Source organism: Mesomycoplasma hyorhinis ATCC 17981, from assembly GCF_000383515.1.
Lineage (GTDB): Bacteria > Bacillota_I > Bacilli_A > Mycoplasmatales > Metamycoplasmataceae > Mesomycoplasma > Mesomycoplasma hyorhinis.
This window is the reverse complement of sequence record NZ_KB911485.1, coordinates 35159-53135: the sequence shown is the minus strand read 5'-3', so window position 1 is coordinate 53135 and position 17977 is coordinate 35159. Positions and strand designations below refer to the sequence as shown.

The window sequence follows — 17977 nt, the reverse complement described above, 5'->3', positions numbered from 1 at the left end:
ACAAATTAATAATGTTTTTAAATATTACCAAAAAAAAGATTTTTATTGTTAAAAAATATTTAAAAAAAGTTAAAAAAATAATTTTATACAAATTTTATTTTTCTACCCCCAAATATATATAATAAAAAATAACTACTTCTAATAAAGGAATATAAAAATGAGACAGTATTTAGAGTTTTTAAGGCACATTTTACAAAAAGGAATTAAGAAAACCAATAGAACTATAGTAGATAGTATAAACACTTTTGGTTATCAAATGAGATTTGATTTATCTGAAGGTTTTCCTTTAGTAACTACTAAAAAAACAAATTTTGCTTCAATAGCACATGAGTTATTATGGTTTATTAAAGGTGATACTAATATCAAATATTTAGTCGATAACAATGTAAATATTTGAAATGAATGACCTTATGAAAATTATAAAAAAAGCAAAGAATTTCAAGGAGAAAGCTTAAAAGAATTTATTGTAAAAATTAAAGAAAATCCTTCATTTGCAAAGCAATTCGGTGAACTAGGTCCAGTTTATGGTAAACAATGAAGAAACTTTTTAGGCGTAGATCAACTTAAAAAAGTAATTCAAGAAATCAAAACAAATCCTAATTCAAGAAGATTAATTGTTTCTGCTTGAAATCCATTAGAAATTGATAGTATGCTTTTACCACCTTGTCATAGTTTATTCCAATTTTATGTTGCAAACAATAAACTTTCTTGTCAACTATATCAAAGAAGTGCTGATGCATTTTTGGGAGTTCCTTTTAATATTGCTTCATATTCCTTGCTAGTTTTTATGATTGCACAAGAATGTGAATTAGAAGTAGGTGAGTTTATTCATACAATTGGTGATGCTCATATTTATGTAAATCACATTGATCAAGTAAATTTGCAACTTACTAGAATACCACATAAATTACCAAAACTTAAGATAACAAAAAAACCTTTTTTTGATATTCAATTTGAAGATTTACAATTAATAGATTACGAACACGATTCATTTATTAAAGGAGAAGTAGCAGTATAATGATAATTTCAATTTGGGCGATGACAGAAGATGGTTTAATAGGCAAAGATAATTCAATGCCTTGGCACATAAAAGAAGAATTTGCACATTTTAGACAAACAACATTAGATAAAACTTTATTAATGGGTAAAAACACATTTTTATCTTTACCTAAAATTTTTGATAGAAGAAAAATGTATGTAATTAGTGATGATCCTGAGTTCAAAGTAGAACATCCTGAAGTTCATATAATCAATGATTATTCTTGATTAATCAAAGAATATCAAAGAAATCCAGATAAAGATTTGTATATAACAGGTGGCTTGATGATTTACACAGCTTTAATACCTGAATCAGATATTTTAATAGTGTCGTTTATCAAAGGAAAATATGTAGGAAATCGTTATTTAAAAAACATAAATTGAGATCTTTTTGATCTTGTATACGAAGAAGATAAAGGAAGTTTTGTGGTAAAAACCTTTAAGAAAAAAGTAAAATAAAAGCTTTTATCTTTCTTTAGTTAAAACAAGAATTTTTGAGCTTTAATTAGAATAATTAAAGTTGTATTTCATTTGTGCTCTTTGTAGAGTTCTTCTAAAAAAAAAAAAAAAAAGCGAAATAGTAGTAAAATATTGAAGAATTCAAGGGGGTTGCAATGAATTTTTTAAAGAAAACAAAAAAATTTCTCAAAAAATCTAAAAACCAACAAGTATTATTTTCTTTTGTAACTGTCTTAAGTGTTCCATCTGTTGTTGGAATCATTTATTATGTTGCATCAAAAAACACAGATTCTAAAGAAGATGTAAAAATTTTAGATAAGCTCAATGCTAACAGTGTAACCTTACAATCCATAGAAAATGCCGATACTAATAAGGCATTGGATGCTTTAAACGACAAAAATTTAAAACCTAATCCTAAACCTGAAGAGAAAAAACCTGATCCAGTGCCAACTCCTCCGGTTGTAGTTAATCCGCCAAAAACCCCGCCAAAAACTCCAAAACCAGAACCAGCTCCTGAACCTGAAACACCTCCAGTAGTAGAACCAGCTCCTGAACCTGAAACACCTCCAGTAGTAGAACCAGCTCCTTCAATACAACAAACTTTTAAAGATGATGAAACAGGTTATGTTACTTTAAAATGAGAAGGACACGATGTAAGAGCTTTAGTTCGTAAAAAACCAAATAGACAATATTCAACCTATGATAACCAAAATGGTCTAGCTAACAGAATTCCATATCAATCACAAGTAATAGATGAAATTATTAATATTGAAGTAACTCCAGAGATACAAGCACAAAACCTTAAAAATACAGCAACTGCATTAAAAAACTCAGTTCAAGGTTCTGCTTTTAGTATCTATGCAGATACAATTTCACAAGGTGATAAAGCAGTGGCTGCTGTAGTGGCTCAAAATTATGAAAATTACTACAAAAATATGTTTTCTAAATGACAGCAATTATTTGATAATGGAGATAAAGTTAGAGAGTTTTTAACAAAAGAGGGGTATGATTTATATCCAACTATCAAACAAACATATGAAAATGATCTTAAAAAAGCAAAAGAAGCAATAGAAAAAGCAAATCAAGAGATGGAACAATTGCAACGAGAACGTCCACCAAGAAATGGTTTTGATTCAAATGGTCGAGAAACTTTCACAGATGAAAATAAACTTAAATTAGAGAAATGACAAGTCAAATATAATGAGCAAAGTGATAAAGTAAAAGCAGCTAAACAATTAGAACAAGATGCTAAAAATGTTAAATATGCAAAACTTATTTATTACCTTGATTATAATAAATTAGTTAAAGGTTCAAAGGAAAACGAAGAATATCTGAAAAAAGGATTCACAATAAATCCAGATAATACTAATATTACTGTTGATGCTGATGGAACATTACATTCTTATTCTTGAAGCCCTATTTTAAATCAAGTAACATCTTTACTTCAAAGAGACAATGAAGAACGCCGTGCCTTTGGTTATTCTAGTTATTATGGAAGATCAGGGGGTGACATTTTAAACGGAACATATGAAGGTTGAACTAAAACAGATGTTACAAATGGAGAAGAATATAAAAAATATAATGTTTCTAAATCAGATGGAATTAATATTTCAAAACTAACTAAAAATGCAGATAACAAAGCAAAAACAAGCAGAAATGAAGGAATAGTTGTAACTGTAGATTTTTCAAATCCTTCTGGTTATGAAAGAGTTAGAAAATTAATTAAAGAATTAACAGCAGATCATAAAGAAATAACTTCATATAGATTTTTCCACATTGGTAAAAATGATGCTAATCAGAAATTTAAAGACATTTTAGCTGAGTTACCAACAAAACTTCCACAACTAGAACTCTTGATGGATTCTACTAACACCTCAGCTCTACTAGCTTTAGAAAATAAACAAATTGATGAGCTCTCTATTTATACAGAAGGTAACTCACTTTCTGATGATTGAGCAATAAATCCATGAGCTTTAAAAAATGTAGCTTGATATAATACGAATGATTACAATGTAAGTTTTGATTACGCGCCAGGAGCTAAAGTAGCTACAAGAGTAACCTTTAATTCACTTGCTTTTGATGATTCCGATTACACAGGAGGTCACGAACCAAAAGATTATAAAAGAATTAATGATGGTCTTCGTATGGCTTACTGAACAAGAAATAATGAAAAAGTATTTCAAGGTGGATGAGGACCTGGACTTCAACCAGATGTTAATGAATCAGAAAATTCATATCCAACTGGTTTAGATTTAACAAGAGTTACTAAAATGAAATCATTAAGAGGATTAAACTTTACTGATACTCAAAAATCCTCTAACTCAAAACCAAGAAAATTAACAAGAATTGGACTATATAACAATAGTAATACATTTGAAATCGATGTTGATGAATTAAATAATGCACATTTTGATGTTTTAGACACTTCAGTTCCAATGGCTCAGCCAAAACCAAAAATATTCTTTTCAAATGATGGTGCAACCAAAAGAATTAAAGTAGTGGCTAAAGGTTCAGTTCATACTCTAACATCAACAGGTGCCTCTAATTTAAATATTCTTTTAGAAAATGGAAGACAAAAACACGATGATACTAAATTGTTTACAAATAGATCTATTATTGTTGATAAATCAGATTCACAATTAATAAATTCATTAAAAAATCAAGGATTTAATGTTGATGAGTCAGGAACATCAAGTTTCCATTTCAACTAGGAGGTTATTATGAAAAAAAATCGCAAATCAAGAAATTTACTGTTAAAAAATTTACTAATATCATCAGCTTTTATTATGCCAATATTGGTAGTGTCTTGTAGTGATACAAGTAATAATCCAGCTAAATCAGAAACAAGTTCACAATCATCAGACAAAACAAATCCAGATACTTCTGATCCAAATACAACAACTCCTTCAATTTTGTTTAATGCAGATAAAACACCAAAAGAAATCACAACTATTAATTTAGAAAAATTACCTATTATTTTAAAAAGAGTCGATCATTTTTCAAATTATTCTAATTTATCTACAAACTCTATAAATACAAGTTTAGCTGATTTAAATAAACAATTAGAATTTGCTACAACAAACAAAGATGATAATGATCAAATTCAAATCCAAGTAGAAAATAAAAAATATTTAAACAATAATCCTGAAACTTCGCTTGAACAAGGTAAATTAATTTTTTCATTAAAAATATCATCTAAAAAAAATCCAAATATTTCAATTACAAAAGATGTTGAAGTTGGAGGATTTAGACAATCTAGAAGCTCAGAAATTAATTTGAACTGAGCAAATAGATTTGCTCCAGGCTCAGAAGATGAGTTCAAACAATATTTTGCAGAAAATAATTATCAAAGATACGAAACTGATGCAAAAAAATATTTCCAAGCTTTAAATGGTCAACTTTCACTAATTGAAGGAAAAAGTCCTTTTGATATTAATTCTTGAAGACCTGACGTAAAAAGAACTCCAGAAGAAGTTAAAAAATATGACGAACTAGCAAAACAACTTAAACTAGATACATATGATGATGCTCTAAAAAAAGGTTTTACAATGCCAGTTTATGATGATAAAGGAAATGTAGAAGGACTCAAACTTTATGATCCAGCTGAAATTCCTAAAGGTCCTGCTTGATGAGATGTAATTGGTAGAAATGAAAACCAAACAAATGGACTTGCTAGATATATTCCAAATGAAAAATATAAACAAGCTGCCTTACAAACTTATTCAATTCAATTAAGTCATCCAGCAAGAATAGATGAAATTAATCCTGATGAATTAAAAGCCTTTTTAGAAAGCCAAAAAGAAGGCAATAATCGACTGCAAAAAACTGCTCGTGGAACTATGTGAATTTTAGATTATGCAATTCCAACTGATGGTCACCAGCCAACAAAATGATATTTTGGAACAAATAATCACGTAGTTGAAGAGTATAAAAAAGATGCTACTGGTTTTAGCATGTCAGTACTTAAACCTAATGTTGCTATTAGAACAAAACTAAGAACAACAAAAGGTGCAACCGATGAATCTTATATCACAGCAAGTTTTTCTCGTGATGATTTAGTATCTGGTGCAAAAAATGATCACGCTGACAAAACAGCAGATTACATATCACCTGCAGATTATGGAATTCCAGGTATTAGAATAGTTTATCGGGCAACAGATTATTTAAATACCTCTCCTAAAGATTACCTTTCTAAAGTAGATCAAGAAAATGAAAAATACAAAAATGCAGAAGAATTTTTAGATTTTGCTGTTCTTGAAATAGATTTTAGTAAATTTAAAGTACCTGATGGGTACAGTTCAAGAGATGAGTTTATTAAAACGATAACAAATGATTATTATCATAATACTTCCCAACACATTAAATTCTTAAAAACCTCATATTTAAAAGATTATTCTAGAGCTGATACTCAATTAGCAAAAGAAGATACAAGTAAAAAATCAAATACTGATCAATTCTTTATTGTTGGTTATCCACAAGCAACTGGGGATTATTTCCTAGATCAATATCAAGATGCATATGACTATAAAAACAATAAAATAGGATATTCTCTTTGAATGAATTCAGAATCTTCTTTTTACAATAATTTAAGCAATGATGAAAACAATGCAAATAGTCCTGAAAACCAAAGAGCTAACAAAGGAAATTATTTTTCTTTAAACATTGGATATAGAAGTTTTGCTGACAAACCAGGATTAACAGATGCTTTTATTGCTACACCAAAAGTAGGAAAAAAGCTTCATAAATCAACAGTTATGTCTGATCCTATTCATACTAAAAAAGTTACAAAAGAAGTAGAAGAAAACGGTAAAAAAGTCACAAAAGAATTAGGTGAACTTCAAGTTGCCAATACAAAAAATTACATAGCTTTTGGACTTGAATACTTACCAAGACATTATGCACCTGTTGGAGGCGCTTCAGGATCATCTATACGTAATCAAAACAATGAATTAGTTGGTGTTTACTTTGCTTCTAATGAAACAGCCAAAACAGGTTTAGCTGTTGCCTTTAGATCTGAAGGTTTTGATTACAAAGGTTTATATGGTAAATATAATTTACCTCAATATGACTTAATTTACGGTGGTGGAAAAGAGCAAAAAACTTCATTTAGACAAGCATTAGAAACCATTTATGGTACTAATTTCAAAACCTCATTGTTTAAAAATGGAGTAAATCAAATTCCTGACGATTATAAATTTAAAAACACCGACATAACAACAAACACAAATCCTTCTACACAAAAAAAGTAGTAAATTAGCATAAAACAAACAAAAACAAGAAAGATTAAAATGATACTTTCCAAAAAATCTAAATCGAGCACAACTTTAGAACATAAAAAAATTTACGATGATAATGAACTGTTTAAACACAGAGATAACAAATTAAATATTATTTTAAAATATTCAATTTTATCTGTTTTGTTTATTTTAGTTTTTATCTCTTTAATCTTTAGTCCAATCACATTTTTTGGTGTAGATTCTAATACTTTAAAGTTTGTTTGAATTTATCAAAAAGACCTTCATATTTCTTTAAACTTTTTAAATATATGAAGGTTTTTGATACTTTCTTTTTGTATTATTTATCCTCTGGTCAAGAACTTTTTTAATATCTTTTTCCAAAAGGAATTAATTAAAAAATATACAGTTTTCTTTTTTATTTATTTGGCGATAAGTCTTAGCAGCTTTTTCTTATTTGTGTTTTATAATCCAGTTTATTATGATGTATTTGGTCAACAAAGTGAAACACAAAATGCCGCAATCATACATTCATCTTCAGTTTTTTATATTTCCATTTTATTATTATTTATTGTTTTAACCAATACTGCTTATCATTTGTTTTTATTTTACTTCAAAAGAAAAACAGAAACTCTAAAATTTAATAAAAAAAGTGTTTTAATAATTAATATTGTTTCACAATTTATCTTTGTGATTTTGTTTTTAATATTTATTTACAATATTACAAAAACACAACCAGCTAAATTTGATGACACAGGACAATTAATTGCAAATGAAGAATACATAGCAACTCAAAATTCTTGATATTTGTATATTAAAAACCTTTTTGAAGCAGATAATATAGGAAATATATTTATAATAATTATTTTAATCATCTTGATTTCTGTAATATTTTTTGGTTCAAATTTAATAAAAATTTTCTTTGTTTTTTCTAAAGAATATAATAGAACTTACTTTAAAAATCAAATTCAAGTACTCTTTGTAATTTTAGCTAGTTGTTTTCTTTGATATTTGATTATTTTAACAAGACTAGGAAATTTTTCTTCATTAGGAATATCTACTTTTAGTGCTTTACATTTTGTTCCTTTTGTAATTGTTTTATTAGCTATTTTAGCCGCGTATTTGTTTGTAAATCTTTATTCTAAAATAAAGATTCAAGGTAATGGATTCAATTTAGTAATGTTCATTGTTAGTCAATTATTAATTGTTTTTATTTTCTTGATAGCAACATTATTTTTAAGTAATGAGTTAAGTATTAGAATTATTTTCTTTCTTAGTTCATTAGTTTCTTGAATAATTACTACATTCTTTTTTGTTAGAAATAAAAAACCTAAATTAGTATCTATGCTTTTTATTTCTACATATTTAATTTTATTTGCACTAGCAATAGTGTTGCAAGGATGAGAAATACTATTGCTAAGTGTATATAACTTTGCTACTGTAGCGTTTACACCGGCTACTCATTTATCTTTAATTCAAATCATCTTTTTAATACAAGTAGCTTTATTATTAGCTTTAATGGTATATACAATTACAGATGTAGTTGTTGCAATGTTTAAAATTAATAAAATGAAACAACCAATTGATAAAGGGGTAAGTCATGAAAAATAAAATTTTAGAAATGTTTTCTTTATTTTCTTTTAAAAAGAAGAAAAATGAAGAAAAATTAGAAAAATCCAATCTGCAAGAATATTTAGTTTTTGACAATCAAACTAAGATTGAAGTTGTTGATTTATACAAAAATTACAAACTTAAAAGACAAACAACACACTTTGTATCATATGATCAGTTATATTCTTATGTTTTATTAAAAACACATCAAGGATTTCACTCAGAGTTATACAAAAAATACGAACAAAACTATAAAAATGCTTTAGCTAACAAGCGTAATTTAGAATTTAGTAATTTTGTTATTTCTTTTAATTTAGATCTTAAATACTCACAAAAATTATTAGTACCTATAGTGATTACTAAAGGTACTTCTAATGATTTAGCTATCAATTTTGTTTCATCTAGTAATTTACAAGAACAAACATTTTTTAATGTTTTAAATCAAGAAATTGTCAAACTATTAAATGCTTATAAAACCATAGAAATCTTTCCAGGTCTTTTACTTTTTAAAGGAAATGATGCAAGTGGTTCTTTAAAAACTCTTTTTAGTAAAGACTTTATTTCAGTAATTAAAAGGTAGAAAAATTTATGCACTTAAAAAAGGTTATACAAAAAAGAGATAATTTAAAAAAGATTCATTTAAAAGTAAATAGTGAAAAAAATATTTTACTTATTTCAATTATTAAACTTAATCAAACACTAAATTTTTACGTTGAAAATGTTTTATTAAATAAATATGCAATTATTAATTTATCTAATAAATTCCATATTAAAAATGAATTTATTAGTAAAGGTTTTCTAACTAATAATAAATTTTTGAACAAATTAGAAGACAAACTTTTTGCACAAAAAGAGTTATGAATTTATTTAAAAGAAGAACAAAAATACTCAACAGATAGTTATTCTAGATATGAAGATTTAATTTTAGAAAACAATAAAAAAACAAAATTAGATTTAATCACTATTGGTGAAAAAGCACAATCATTTGCTTTAAAAAACAAGCTAAATCTGATAAAACACTTTGATATTAACCAAAAAAACTTTTCAACTATTTTAGCTTCAGTAATCAAGCTTTTATACATACATAATAATTATAAAAAAGTAAAATTTGTTATTAATTCTAATAAAAATTTAAACAATACTTTTACTATCTTACCAATTGAAGATTTTGATGTGGATAGAATGCTAAATTATGATAAAAATACACATTTAAATAAATTACACGAATTTGCAATCATTCCAGACATTGATTCTTTTATTTCTACATCTATTGGAATTTATCTACAAAACTGTGTACAAGCAATGGTCAATGAATCTTCATTTTATGCAGCTAAAAATGGTTTAGTTAAAGTTAATAAAATTATTAAAGATTTAGATGAAACTATCTTAAAAGTATCAAGAAAAATTATTAAAATCAAACGTGAAAATGAAATTGAGGAAATAGTTTTATTAACTAAAAATAATTCAAGTCACACTGTGTTTGACAAAGGAGATCAATATGATAAATAAAAACATTTTTGGTCTTGAAATTCACTTTTTACACAATCAAACTTATGAAAGTAGAAAAGCAGAAGTTTTTATTAATATTGAAGATTCAGATGAGTGATTTAAGCCAAATGCCAAAACTATTGGTTCATATGAAAGAATATTAATTCATGTTAAGGATTTAATTACAAATCAAGATAGATATTTCTTTTTAAAAAACTGTAATATTTTGGTAAAAGATGAAGAAATTTTCATAAATTCGCTTAACAGAAAAAGAGTTTTTAGAAAATCTACCCACAAAACCATAGATTACAAAAAACAAATTCAAGAACTCAAACAAGATATTTTATACTTAACTTCTTTACAAAAAATTGGAATTGAAATAAATGAATATATTAAGTTAGAAAGACTAGAAGATGAATACTATATCTGAACATTATCTGACTTATTAAACTTAAAGGAGGATGAAAATGAGTAAAAAACGTATTAAAAGTCTTTTTCTTCTTTCTTTATCAGTTTCTTCTTTTGTTACCTTTTCAACAATTTTAAGTGTTGATCCCGAACCAGAAAATCCACCAGCAACGCCGCCAGAAAAACCAAAAGAAATTTCCAAGGATTTTGACACATTCAAAGATCAAGCAAATTCAGAATTTAAAAAAGCTCTAAAATCTTCTATTGAAAACACAATTGATAAATTCACTTCACAAATAAATCAATTAAATGAGAATAACAGCATATCTTTTGAAGAAAGAATCCAAAAACTTAATTATTTTTCACAAGTAATTCATTTTTTAACTTCTAATAAAGATAAAATACTAGAAAATCCCGAACAATTTGGAATGAACGCTGTATTTTTAAAAGCTCTTTCTAGAAACAAACAAAACAACAAAGGAACAATTACTTTTGAAGGTAAAGAATATTCTGATGTTATCTTTGGAAACGATGATGAAATTAGTTATAAAAATCAACTCTCCGACAAAGACAAAGTAGAAATTAAGAACAAAAATGAAGACAATTTTGTAACAAAAGAACAAATGCAAAAAGTACTTCAAGATTATTCAAAAAAATTATCTACTTCTTTTGCAGGCTTTTTATTTGAAAAAGATGAAGATATTCCTAAATTAACCAAAGATGATTTAAAACAGATTAGCACACCAAATGAATCTGGATTTACAATTAAACCTCCTGCTGGTTTTAAAACTTGAGACGAGTATTTAGAATCCAAAATAAAAAATAGATATACAAAATTTGACTTAGAACAAAACAAACCAGTAGATGACCAACAACAACCTCAAACTCCAAAACCTCCTCAAGTCACACCAACACCTCCTATCCCAGAAGATCCAACAAAATCAACACCGGATGTATCTAATAAATCACCAGTTTACAAACCTATTGATCTTATGACAAGGGTTCCGCCTTTAAAACCAGAAATTAAAGGAAAATATATTGGAAAAACAATGTCAGAAATCATAGAAGCTTTTAATTCTGATAATGAAAGTGATGAACAAGCAAAATCAGATGAATTTTTCTTTTTTAATAACCCAATTAACACTAGATACAAATATAGTGTTGTTAAAATGGAAGAACAAGCTGATGGAACTAATCCTGTAGAAATCAAAATTACAGATTTAGTAAAACCAGAAGTTAGTCGTCGTTATAAATTATTAAATATTTCAAACGATAATAAAACAGAAGGTTTCCAATATATTTATGAAAAATATATAAAAGAAGCTCAAGAACTTTTTAAAAAATTCTACGTTGCTTTAGGTATTGGGGAAAGAATGGAATTTGAAAAAATTCAAGATAATTATTTAAATACTTCTATCTTTACCTTGCTAACATCAGCTGTAAAAATTGTTTATAATCAAAACTTTTTAAAAGATCAATCACAAATTGTTTCAACATATGCAGACTCAGTTGATTCACTAACTAGTCCAAATATTGATACTCCAGTTCGTTTATTATTAACTCAAATTTTAAGCACACTAAAAAATTCTGAAGCAACTATTCAAATCCAAAATAAAATCAAAGTTGATTTATTCCAATTAATAACAGCAACAATTGAAGAAGGAAATTTTGGTTATGACAATGCTTTAATTAGCATTCAAAGAAGAATACAAAGTAAACAAAATGCTTTTGTACTTGAACAAATTAAAAGCAAATTTAACTATTATAATCAAGATTTTTCCATCGTTGAAAAACTTTATGATAAAACTAAAAAAGATGTATTTTTAGCTAAAGCATTAGCTAGTCAAAAAACTTTTAATTATATTAATTGATTTAATAAATTTACACAATTAATAGGTACGATCACAAAAGAATATAATCTTTGAAAAGCGCTTACTTCAAGCGACGATAATGCTTCAAAATATCTCTCTACTGCAGAAAGCACAGCTGAAGATACTTCAAACCCAACAACTCAACCATCTAATAACAATTCATCTGATAATCAAACAATTTCACAACAAACCGATGAACAAACTTCAGAGCAAAATAATAATGATAATACTTCAAAAACTGAAGAAAAAACAAGTGAAAACAAAGAAGAATTAAGCCCTGAAGAACAAGCAACTAAAAACTTTGCACAACAAATTCAAGAATACAAAGACATAATGTCAGAAGATCAAAAAGAACACAGTCCAATTATGTCGATTAGTGGAATAATTACAACAATTTTATCTCTTATTGGTCTTGGTTTTGCTTCATTTTTTAGATTTTTTAACAAATTTAGCAAACATAAAACAATTTCAAAATCAATGACTATACTTATAATTTTTACCGCTTTAATTCTTATTATGGGTATAGTGCTAATCGCACTAGGATTTACAGGAGGCATAATTTAAAATGACAAACCCTAAAATTACTGCAATATTTGACTATATAATAGAAGTTTCTGGAGTTTATCCATATAAACAAAGACAATTTTTTAGCGTTGTTGGCAAGCCCACAGTTAAAATGATTTTAATTTCTGCTACAGAAAATAAAGCATTTTTACTTGCTGATACAACAGATTTAAACAAATTAAAAATCAATGACGAACTCATAGAATTAGACATTCAAAGCAACATTGGAACTTCTTCTTTATTATTTTCAAAAATCATTAATATTGAAGCCAATCCAATATTTCCTAGAAAAGAAATAGTAGCTCAAGACAATAGAGTAAGATCCAAAATTTTTGGTGATGCACACAAACTCTTAACTGTTAAAACACTAAACACTCAACTCTACACTGGAATTATTCCAATTGATCTTCTTATTCCTATTGGTAAAGGACAAAGAGAATTAATAATTGGTGATCGTCAAACCGGAAAAACCCACATAGCAATTAATGCAATAATTAATAGTGCAAAAGCTGGAATTAAATGTATTTATGTTTCAATTGGACAAAAAAGAGAAGAACTTTCTTGAATTTATGAAACTCTAAAAGAGCACGGTGCATTAGCTAATACCATTATTATCGATGCTCCAGCAACTAGTGCTTATCAGCAATATTTAGCTCCTTACGTTGGTATGGCTCATGCTGAAAACCTTTCTTATTCATATGATGTTTTAATTATTTTTGATGATCTTACTAAACACGCTAATATTTTTAGAGAAATTGCTTTATTAACAGATAAACCAGTAGGAAAAGAAGCGATGCCAGGAGATATGTTCTTTGCTCATTCTTCTTTATTAGAAAGATCAGGAAGCTTTGTAAATAGAAAAACAATTACTGCTTTACCTATTATTAAAACAGTAGATGGAGATATCACAAGCTTGATTGCTTCAAATGTTATTTCAATTACAGATGGACAAATTGTTACAAATGCTGATTTATTCGCAAATGGTAAATTACCAGCTATTGATATTGACTTTTCAGTTTCTAGAACAGGATCTCAAGTTCAAAGCAGAACAATAACTAAAGTAGCTTCAGAAGTAGGAAAAATTTACAAAGCCTACAAAAGACATTTAAAACTTGCAATGCTTGATTATGAACTAAATAAAGAAACTTCTAGCTTGTTATATAAAGGAAAAATGGTTGAAAAAATGTTTAATCAAAGAGGCTTTTCTTTATATTCACAACGTTTTGTACTTCTGATGTCTAAAATAATAATGTGAGGACTTTTAAGACATGTGCAAGAAGAACAAAAAGCTATGGAATTTATTGATGCTTTTATTGAGTTAAATGAAGATGCTAAAAAATCCTTTACGCAAATTTTAAACAATGAACCATATGATGAAGAACTTGTAAAAGATTTCCTTGGTTTTGCTTTATTAGAGTATGCTAAAAAGTATAACTACAACTGAAAAATAGAAATCAATCACAATTTTGTTCCTTTAAATAATTCACAATTAGAACAAATAGCTCTAAAGTTAGGAGATAAATAATGACTGGTAAAATTATAAAATTCTGATCTGATGTAGTTGAAGTAAAATTTGATAGAGTTGATTTACCTTCATTAAATCATATTTTAACTTTACATAATAACACAACATTTTTACTTGTAAAAAGATTAGTAAATGAAACAACTATTAGAGCAATAATTATTTATTTATCTTCAGAAATCAAGATAAATGATGTTGTAACCAACACAAAAAGAAGCTTTGTTGTGCCTGTTGGTAAGAACTCTAAAAACAACATTTACAGTTTTGAAGGAAAACCTTTATTAACAAATAGAAATGCAAATTCTCCTTTATATGTTGAAGTAGATTCCACAATTAATAAATCTAGATTCTTTGATGTTCAAGCAGAAGTAATTCAAACAGGAATTAAAGCTATAGACTTTTTTATTCCAATTATTAAAGGATTTAAGTTAGGGATTTTTGGTGGAGCCGGAGTTGGTAAAACTGTGTTAATGAAAGAAATAATTTTTAATGTTAACAAAGATAAAAAATCTATTTCAAATATTTTCATAGGTTCTGGTGAACGTTCAAGAGAAGCGATTGAGCTTTTTAATGAGTTAGAATCATCTAATTTAATGAAGAATTCATCAATGTATATTTCCAAAATGAACGAATCTCCAGGTGCCAGAATGTCTATTGTGCCAATTGGAATTACTGCAGCTGAATATTTAAGAGATTACGAAAAAGAAGATGTTTTATTATTTATTGACAACATTTATCGTTTTGTTCAAGCTGAAAACGAGGTCTCAGCTTCATTAGGTAAAAAACCTTCAGTTGGTGGTTATCAATCAACATTAGATTCTGATGTTGCTTCAGTTCAAGAAAGATTATTTAAAAACCAAAATGGAGCAATTACTTCTTTTCAAACAATCTTTTTACCAATGGATGACTTATCAGATCCATCCGCAGTTGCTGTGTTTAATCACCTTGATGGAAAATTAGTTTTATCTAGAGAACAAAGTTCTAAAAACATTTTCCCAGCTTTTGATCCATTAGCTTCTTCATCAAATTCAGTTAATGAAAAAATTATAGGTAAAAAACATTTTAATGCCATAATCGAAGCTAAAAAAATACTTGCTAAATATAAAGAATTAGAAGATGTTATTTTAATTTTAGGATTTGATGAGTTGGATAAAGAAAGTAAAATTATTGTAAAAAAAGCTTTACAATTAGAAAACTTTTTCTCACAAAATTTCTTCATGACTGAACACTTTACAAAGGAAAAAGGAGTTTTTGTTTCTTTAGAAGATACAGTAGATTCAGTTATTAGAATTATTAATGGTGAATATATAAATCAAAGTCCAGAAATATTTTCTTACGTTGGTTCAAACTTGAATATTCCAACAGATGCAGAATTAGGGTTAAACAAAAAAGAGTAGATAAATTCTACTCTTTTTTATATTTGAAAATTGAATAATTTTTATTGTTCTTAGTTTTTATAGATTATTAGACAATTAGCAATATTATTTTTGACCAAAGCAAAAATAAAAAACCTCCTTTAAAGGAGGTTTCCAGACAAGGTGGCATATTTACAATATGCTTAAAACCCACATAGGCATCATCACTTATCCGTTTACATAGTAATTATATAAGAAAATTTTATTTTTCGTAAAAATTAATTTAATTTTTTTAAATCTTGTACTCTTTGGAAAATATCAAAATAATTGTATGTTTTTTCATAATTTATTTCATGAAAATCTTTATTTAAAAGAATTATACTTCTTCCTAAATCTTTTAAATACTCTTTATCTATAGTTAATAATTTTTGCCATAAATCTTTTATATTTGAAGGTAAAAACAACATCACAGGTTTATTTTGTTCATTCTTTACAACTATCATTTTGAGTCTATTATTTCATTGATCTTCATCTTTTATTGCATCAGCACTTAGAGTAAAAACATTGTAAGAAACTTTGTTATTTTGATCAATTACTGGTTCTACAAACAAAGAATTTAACATAAATTTGTTTTTAGGATGAGTTAATATGTATTTTTTAAGTTCAGGATTTAAAGATTCTCTTTGCGAAATATCTTCATTGTCATATTTTTGTTGAATTTTATCTTTTAAGTAATGTGAATCAAAAAATAAAGGAATATTGTTTAAAAGTTTTTGGTATTCTCAAACAGCTGGATTAGAAAATTGTTTTAAAATATCTTGCTTTAATACAGTAAATTTTACAATAGCTAAATCTACTCCAGATTCATAATTATATTCTCTTGTAACTTGAGTTTTATTGTTGACTTTTTTAACAACTTTATCAGTAATTGCCTTGATTTTGAAGCTTTCTCCTGATTGTTTGAAAAAAGTAATTGTATTATCTAATGGTGTGAATTGAACATTTGGATCACCATTTTTTAGAATATAAAAACTTAAAGAATTATTTTCAAAATTTTCTTTTATAGTTAATATCATTCCTATGTGGTTTTGTTCAGGAATATCTTTATTATTTCATTTTACTAAAAATGGAAAATCATTTTCAACTAATATTTTTTCAGAATTATCTTCAGTTTGGTTCTTTTTAAAGTAAAGATTATCTTTTTGTTTTTTGTCAAATAATTCTACTTGTTGACGTTCAAAAGTACTTTTGTTTATATTATTGTCAAAAACAGAAGAAGAAAGAACATGTGTATTTTTGATTTGAGTTTGATTATCATTGTCATCAAAAACATAAGTTTTATAAATTTGACTTAGTTGGAAAAGTTTATCTTCACGTTCAAGAGCTTGTTTCTTTTCTGTTGAAATTATTATGGTGCTAAATGTAATAATTGCCACAACTAAAGCAAAAATTGAAGCAATAAAATTTTTATTTTTAAAAAGTTTTTTTCTTCTTTTTTCTTTTTGTTCCATAAAATTCTCCATATTTTTGGTCTCTAATTTATTTTACTCCTAATTGTGTTTGAGTTTTAAATTTTTTCTCATTTTATTTTTTAATATTTCAAAATACAATAATTGTATTAATACTTTTTGAAAAATGAACTTTTTTAATTTAATAATTTTAAAATAAAGTAAAATCTACTCAGAATGAGAAATTATAATGCTAAAACATACAATAACGCTTTTAAAGCAAGATCAAAAAAAATAATTTTTTAGTCTTCTTTCTTCAATTATTGTTAAATGTACACAGTTTTTCTTATTCCTTTATTATTGATTTTATTAATAAACAAAATTTTATTAATAAACAAAATACAGTAAATAATTCAAATTTTATTTTATGAATTTTAATTGCTTGTTTTTCTTTTGTTTTCTTTATTATTTTTAGATTATTGTATGCTTTTCAAAGTAATAAAACCACTTTTATTATTTATCAAAAAAATGCAGATAGAGTTTCTAGAAACATTTTACAAAAATCATATGAAGAATTAGTCAAAAATAAAGATTCCTATATGTCTTACTATAACTTAAATTTAATGTTTGTTAATTCTCTAACAAGTACAATTTATTCAGATTTATTTTATGGAATAATTTCTATAGTTTTTCCTATTATATTTATATTATTGTTAAATATCCAATCATGAATTTTAATAGTACATTGTATAATTGGTTCTATTATTAGTGGAATTTTATTATTTAAATTTTCTCCAATACTTTACAAAGTACAAAGCAAAATTCAAGAACTTTTACAAAATTACATAAGCAAAGAAATTAAATTATTTGGTTTATTTAATTTATTTTATTTTTTTTAACAAAAGAAATTTTTTACAAAATATTTACAATCTCAATTATTACAAAAATACACACAGGAATACAAATTATTAAAATCATT

13 protein-coding genes are annotated in these 17977 nt (G+C 26.1%); 12 read left to right on the top strand and 1 reads right to left on the bottom strand.

The features are described 5' to 3' along the window. The first annotated feature begins 157 nt into the window (after window positions 1–157). The 11 genes from thyA to F801_RS0100180 all read left to right on the top strand — a co-directional run bounded on the left by thyA (window position 158) and on the right by F801_RS0100180 (window position 15592). Entirely contained in the window at window positions 158–1018 is an 861-nt protein-coding gene (gene thyA / locus F801_RS0100230) for a thymidylate synthase (protein ID WP_013302474.1), read from the top strand. Then, complete coding sequence (locus F801_RS0100225) at window positions 1018–1497, top strand: dihydrofolate reductase (protein ID WP_015084331.1); 480 nt, start codon at window positions 1018–1020, stop codon at window positions 1495–1497. The genes thyA and F801_RS0100225 overlap by 1 nt, the downstream gene beginning before the upstream one ends. Before the next feature lie 155 nt (window positions 1498–1652). Beyond that, the gene (locus F801_RS0100220; RefSeq protein WP_014335769.1) at window positions 1653–4208 is read left to right on the top strand and encodes a putative immunoglobulin-blocking virulence protein; all 2556 of its coding nucleotides are present in this window, start codon (window positions 1653–1655) and stop codon (window positions 4206–4208) included. A 9-nt stretch (window positions 4209–4217) separates the two neighbouring features. Further along, window positions 4218–6746, top strand: coding sequence for an Ig-specific serine endopeptidase MIP (mip, locus tag F801_RS0100215; protein WP_015084330.1), 2529 nt, complete (start codon window positions 4218–4220; stop codon window positions 6744–6746). Window positions 6747–6785: 39 nt separating this feature from the next. Next, window positions 6786–8342 carry an MSC_0624 family F1-like ATPase-associated membrane protein gene (locus tag F801_RS0100210; RefSeq protein ID WP_014335767.1) on the top strand — a complete coding sequence of 519 codons (1557 nt, stop codon included), beginning with the start codon at window positions 6786–6788 and terminating at the stop codon, window positions 8340–8342. Next, window positions 8332–8922: a DUF2714 domain-containing protein gene (locus F801_RS0100205; RefSeq protein WP_020104453.1), complete on the top strand. Its 591-nt coding sequence runs from the start codon at window positions 8332–8334 to the stop codon at window positions 8920–8922. The genes F801_RS0100210 and F801_RS0100205 overlap by 11 nt, the downstream gene beginning before the upstream one ends. 8 nt (window positions 8923–8930) lie before the next feature. Beyond that, the gene (locus F801_RS0100200; RefSeq protein ID WP_013302469.1) at window positions 8931–9851 is read left to right on the top strand and encodes an MSC_0622 family F1-like ATPase gamma subunit; all 921 of its coding nucleotides are present in this window, start codon (window positions 8931–8933) and stop codon (window positions 9849–9851) included. Next, the gene (locus tag F801_RS0100195) at window positions 9841–10305 is read left to right on the top strand and encodes an MSC_0621 family F1-like ATPase epsilon subunit (protein WP_014335765.1); all 465 of its coding nucleotides are present in this window, start codon (window positions 9841–9843) and stop codon (window positions 10303–10305) included. The genes F801_RS0100200 and F801_RS0100195 overlap by 11 nt, the downstream gene beginning before the upstream one ends. Continuing rightward, on the top strand, window positions 10298–12673 hold the full coding sequence (locus F801_RS0100190; RefSeq protein WP_020104452.1) for an MSC_0620 family F1-like ATPase-associated subunit: 2376 nt from the start codon (window positions 10298–10300) through the stop codon (window positions 12671–12673). Before F801_RS0100195 ends, F801_RS0100190 begins: the two co-directional genes overlap by 8 nt. A gap of 1 nt (window position 12674) precedes the next feature. Further along, window positions 12675–14198, top strand: a complete 1524-nt coding sequence (locus F801_RS0100185; protein WP_020104451.1) for an MSC_0619 family F1-like ATPase alpha subunit — start codon at window positions 12675–12677, stop codon at window positions 14196–14198. Beyond that, entirely contained in the window at window positions 14198–15592 is a 1395-nt protein-coding gene (locus F801_RS0100180) for an MSC_0618 family F1-like ATPase beta subunit (protein WP_014335763.1), read from the top strand. Before F801_RS0100185 ends, F801_RS0100180 begins: the two co-directional genes overlap by 1 nt. 236 nt (window positions 15593–15828) lie before the next feature. Here F801_RS0100180 and F801_RS0100175 read toward each other — a convergent pair whose 3' ends face one another. Next, window positions 15829–17061: a hypothetical protein gene (locus F801_RS0100175; protein ID WP_014335762.1), complete on the bottom strand. Its 1233-nt coding sequence runs from the start codon at window positions 17059–17061 to the stop codon at window positions 15829–15831. Between the two features lie 260 nt (window positions 17062–17321). Here F801_RS0100175 and F801_RS03980 point away from each other — a divergent pair, with 260 nt between their 5' ends. Continuing rightward, window positions 17322–17897 (top strand): ABC transporter ATP-binding protein, encoded by a 576-nt coding sequence (locus F801_RS03980; RefSeq protein WP_230493923.1) that lies wholly within the window; start codon window positions 17322–17324, stop codon window positions 17895–17897. Window positions 17898–17977 lie beyond the last annotated feature (80 nt).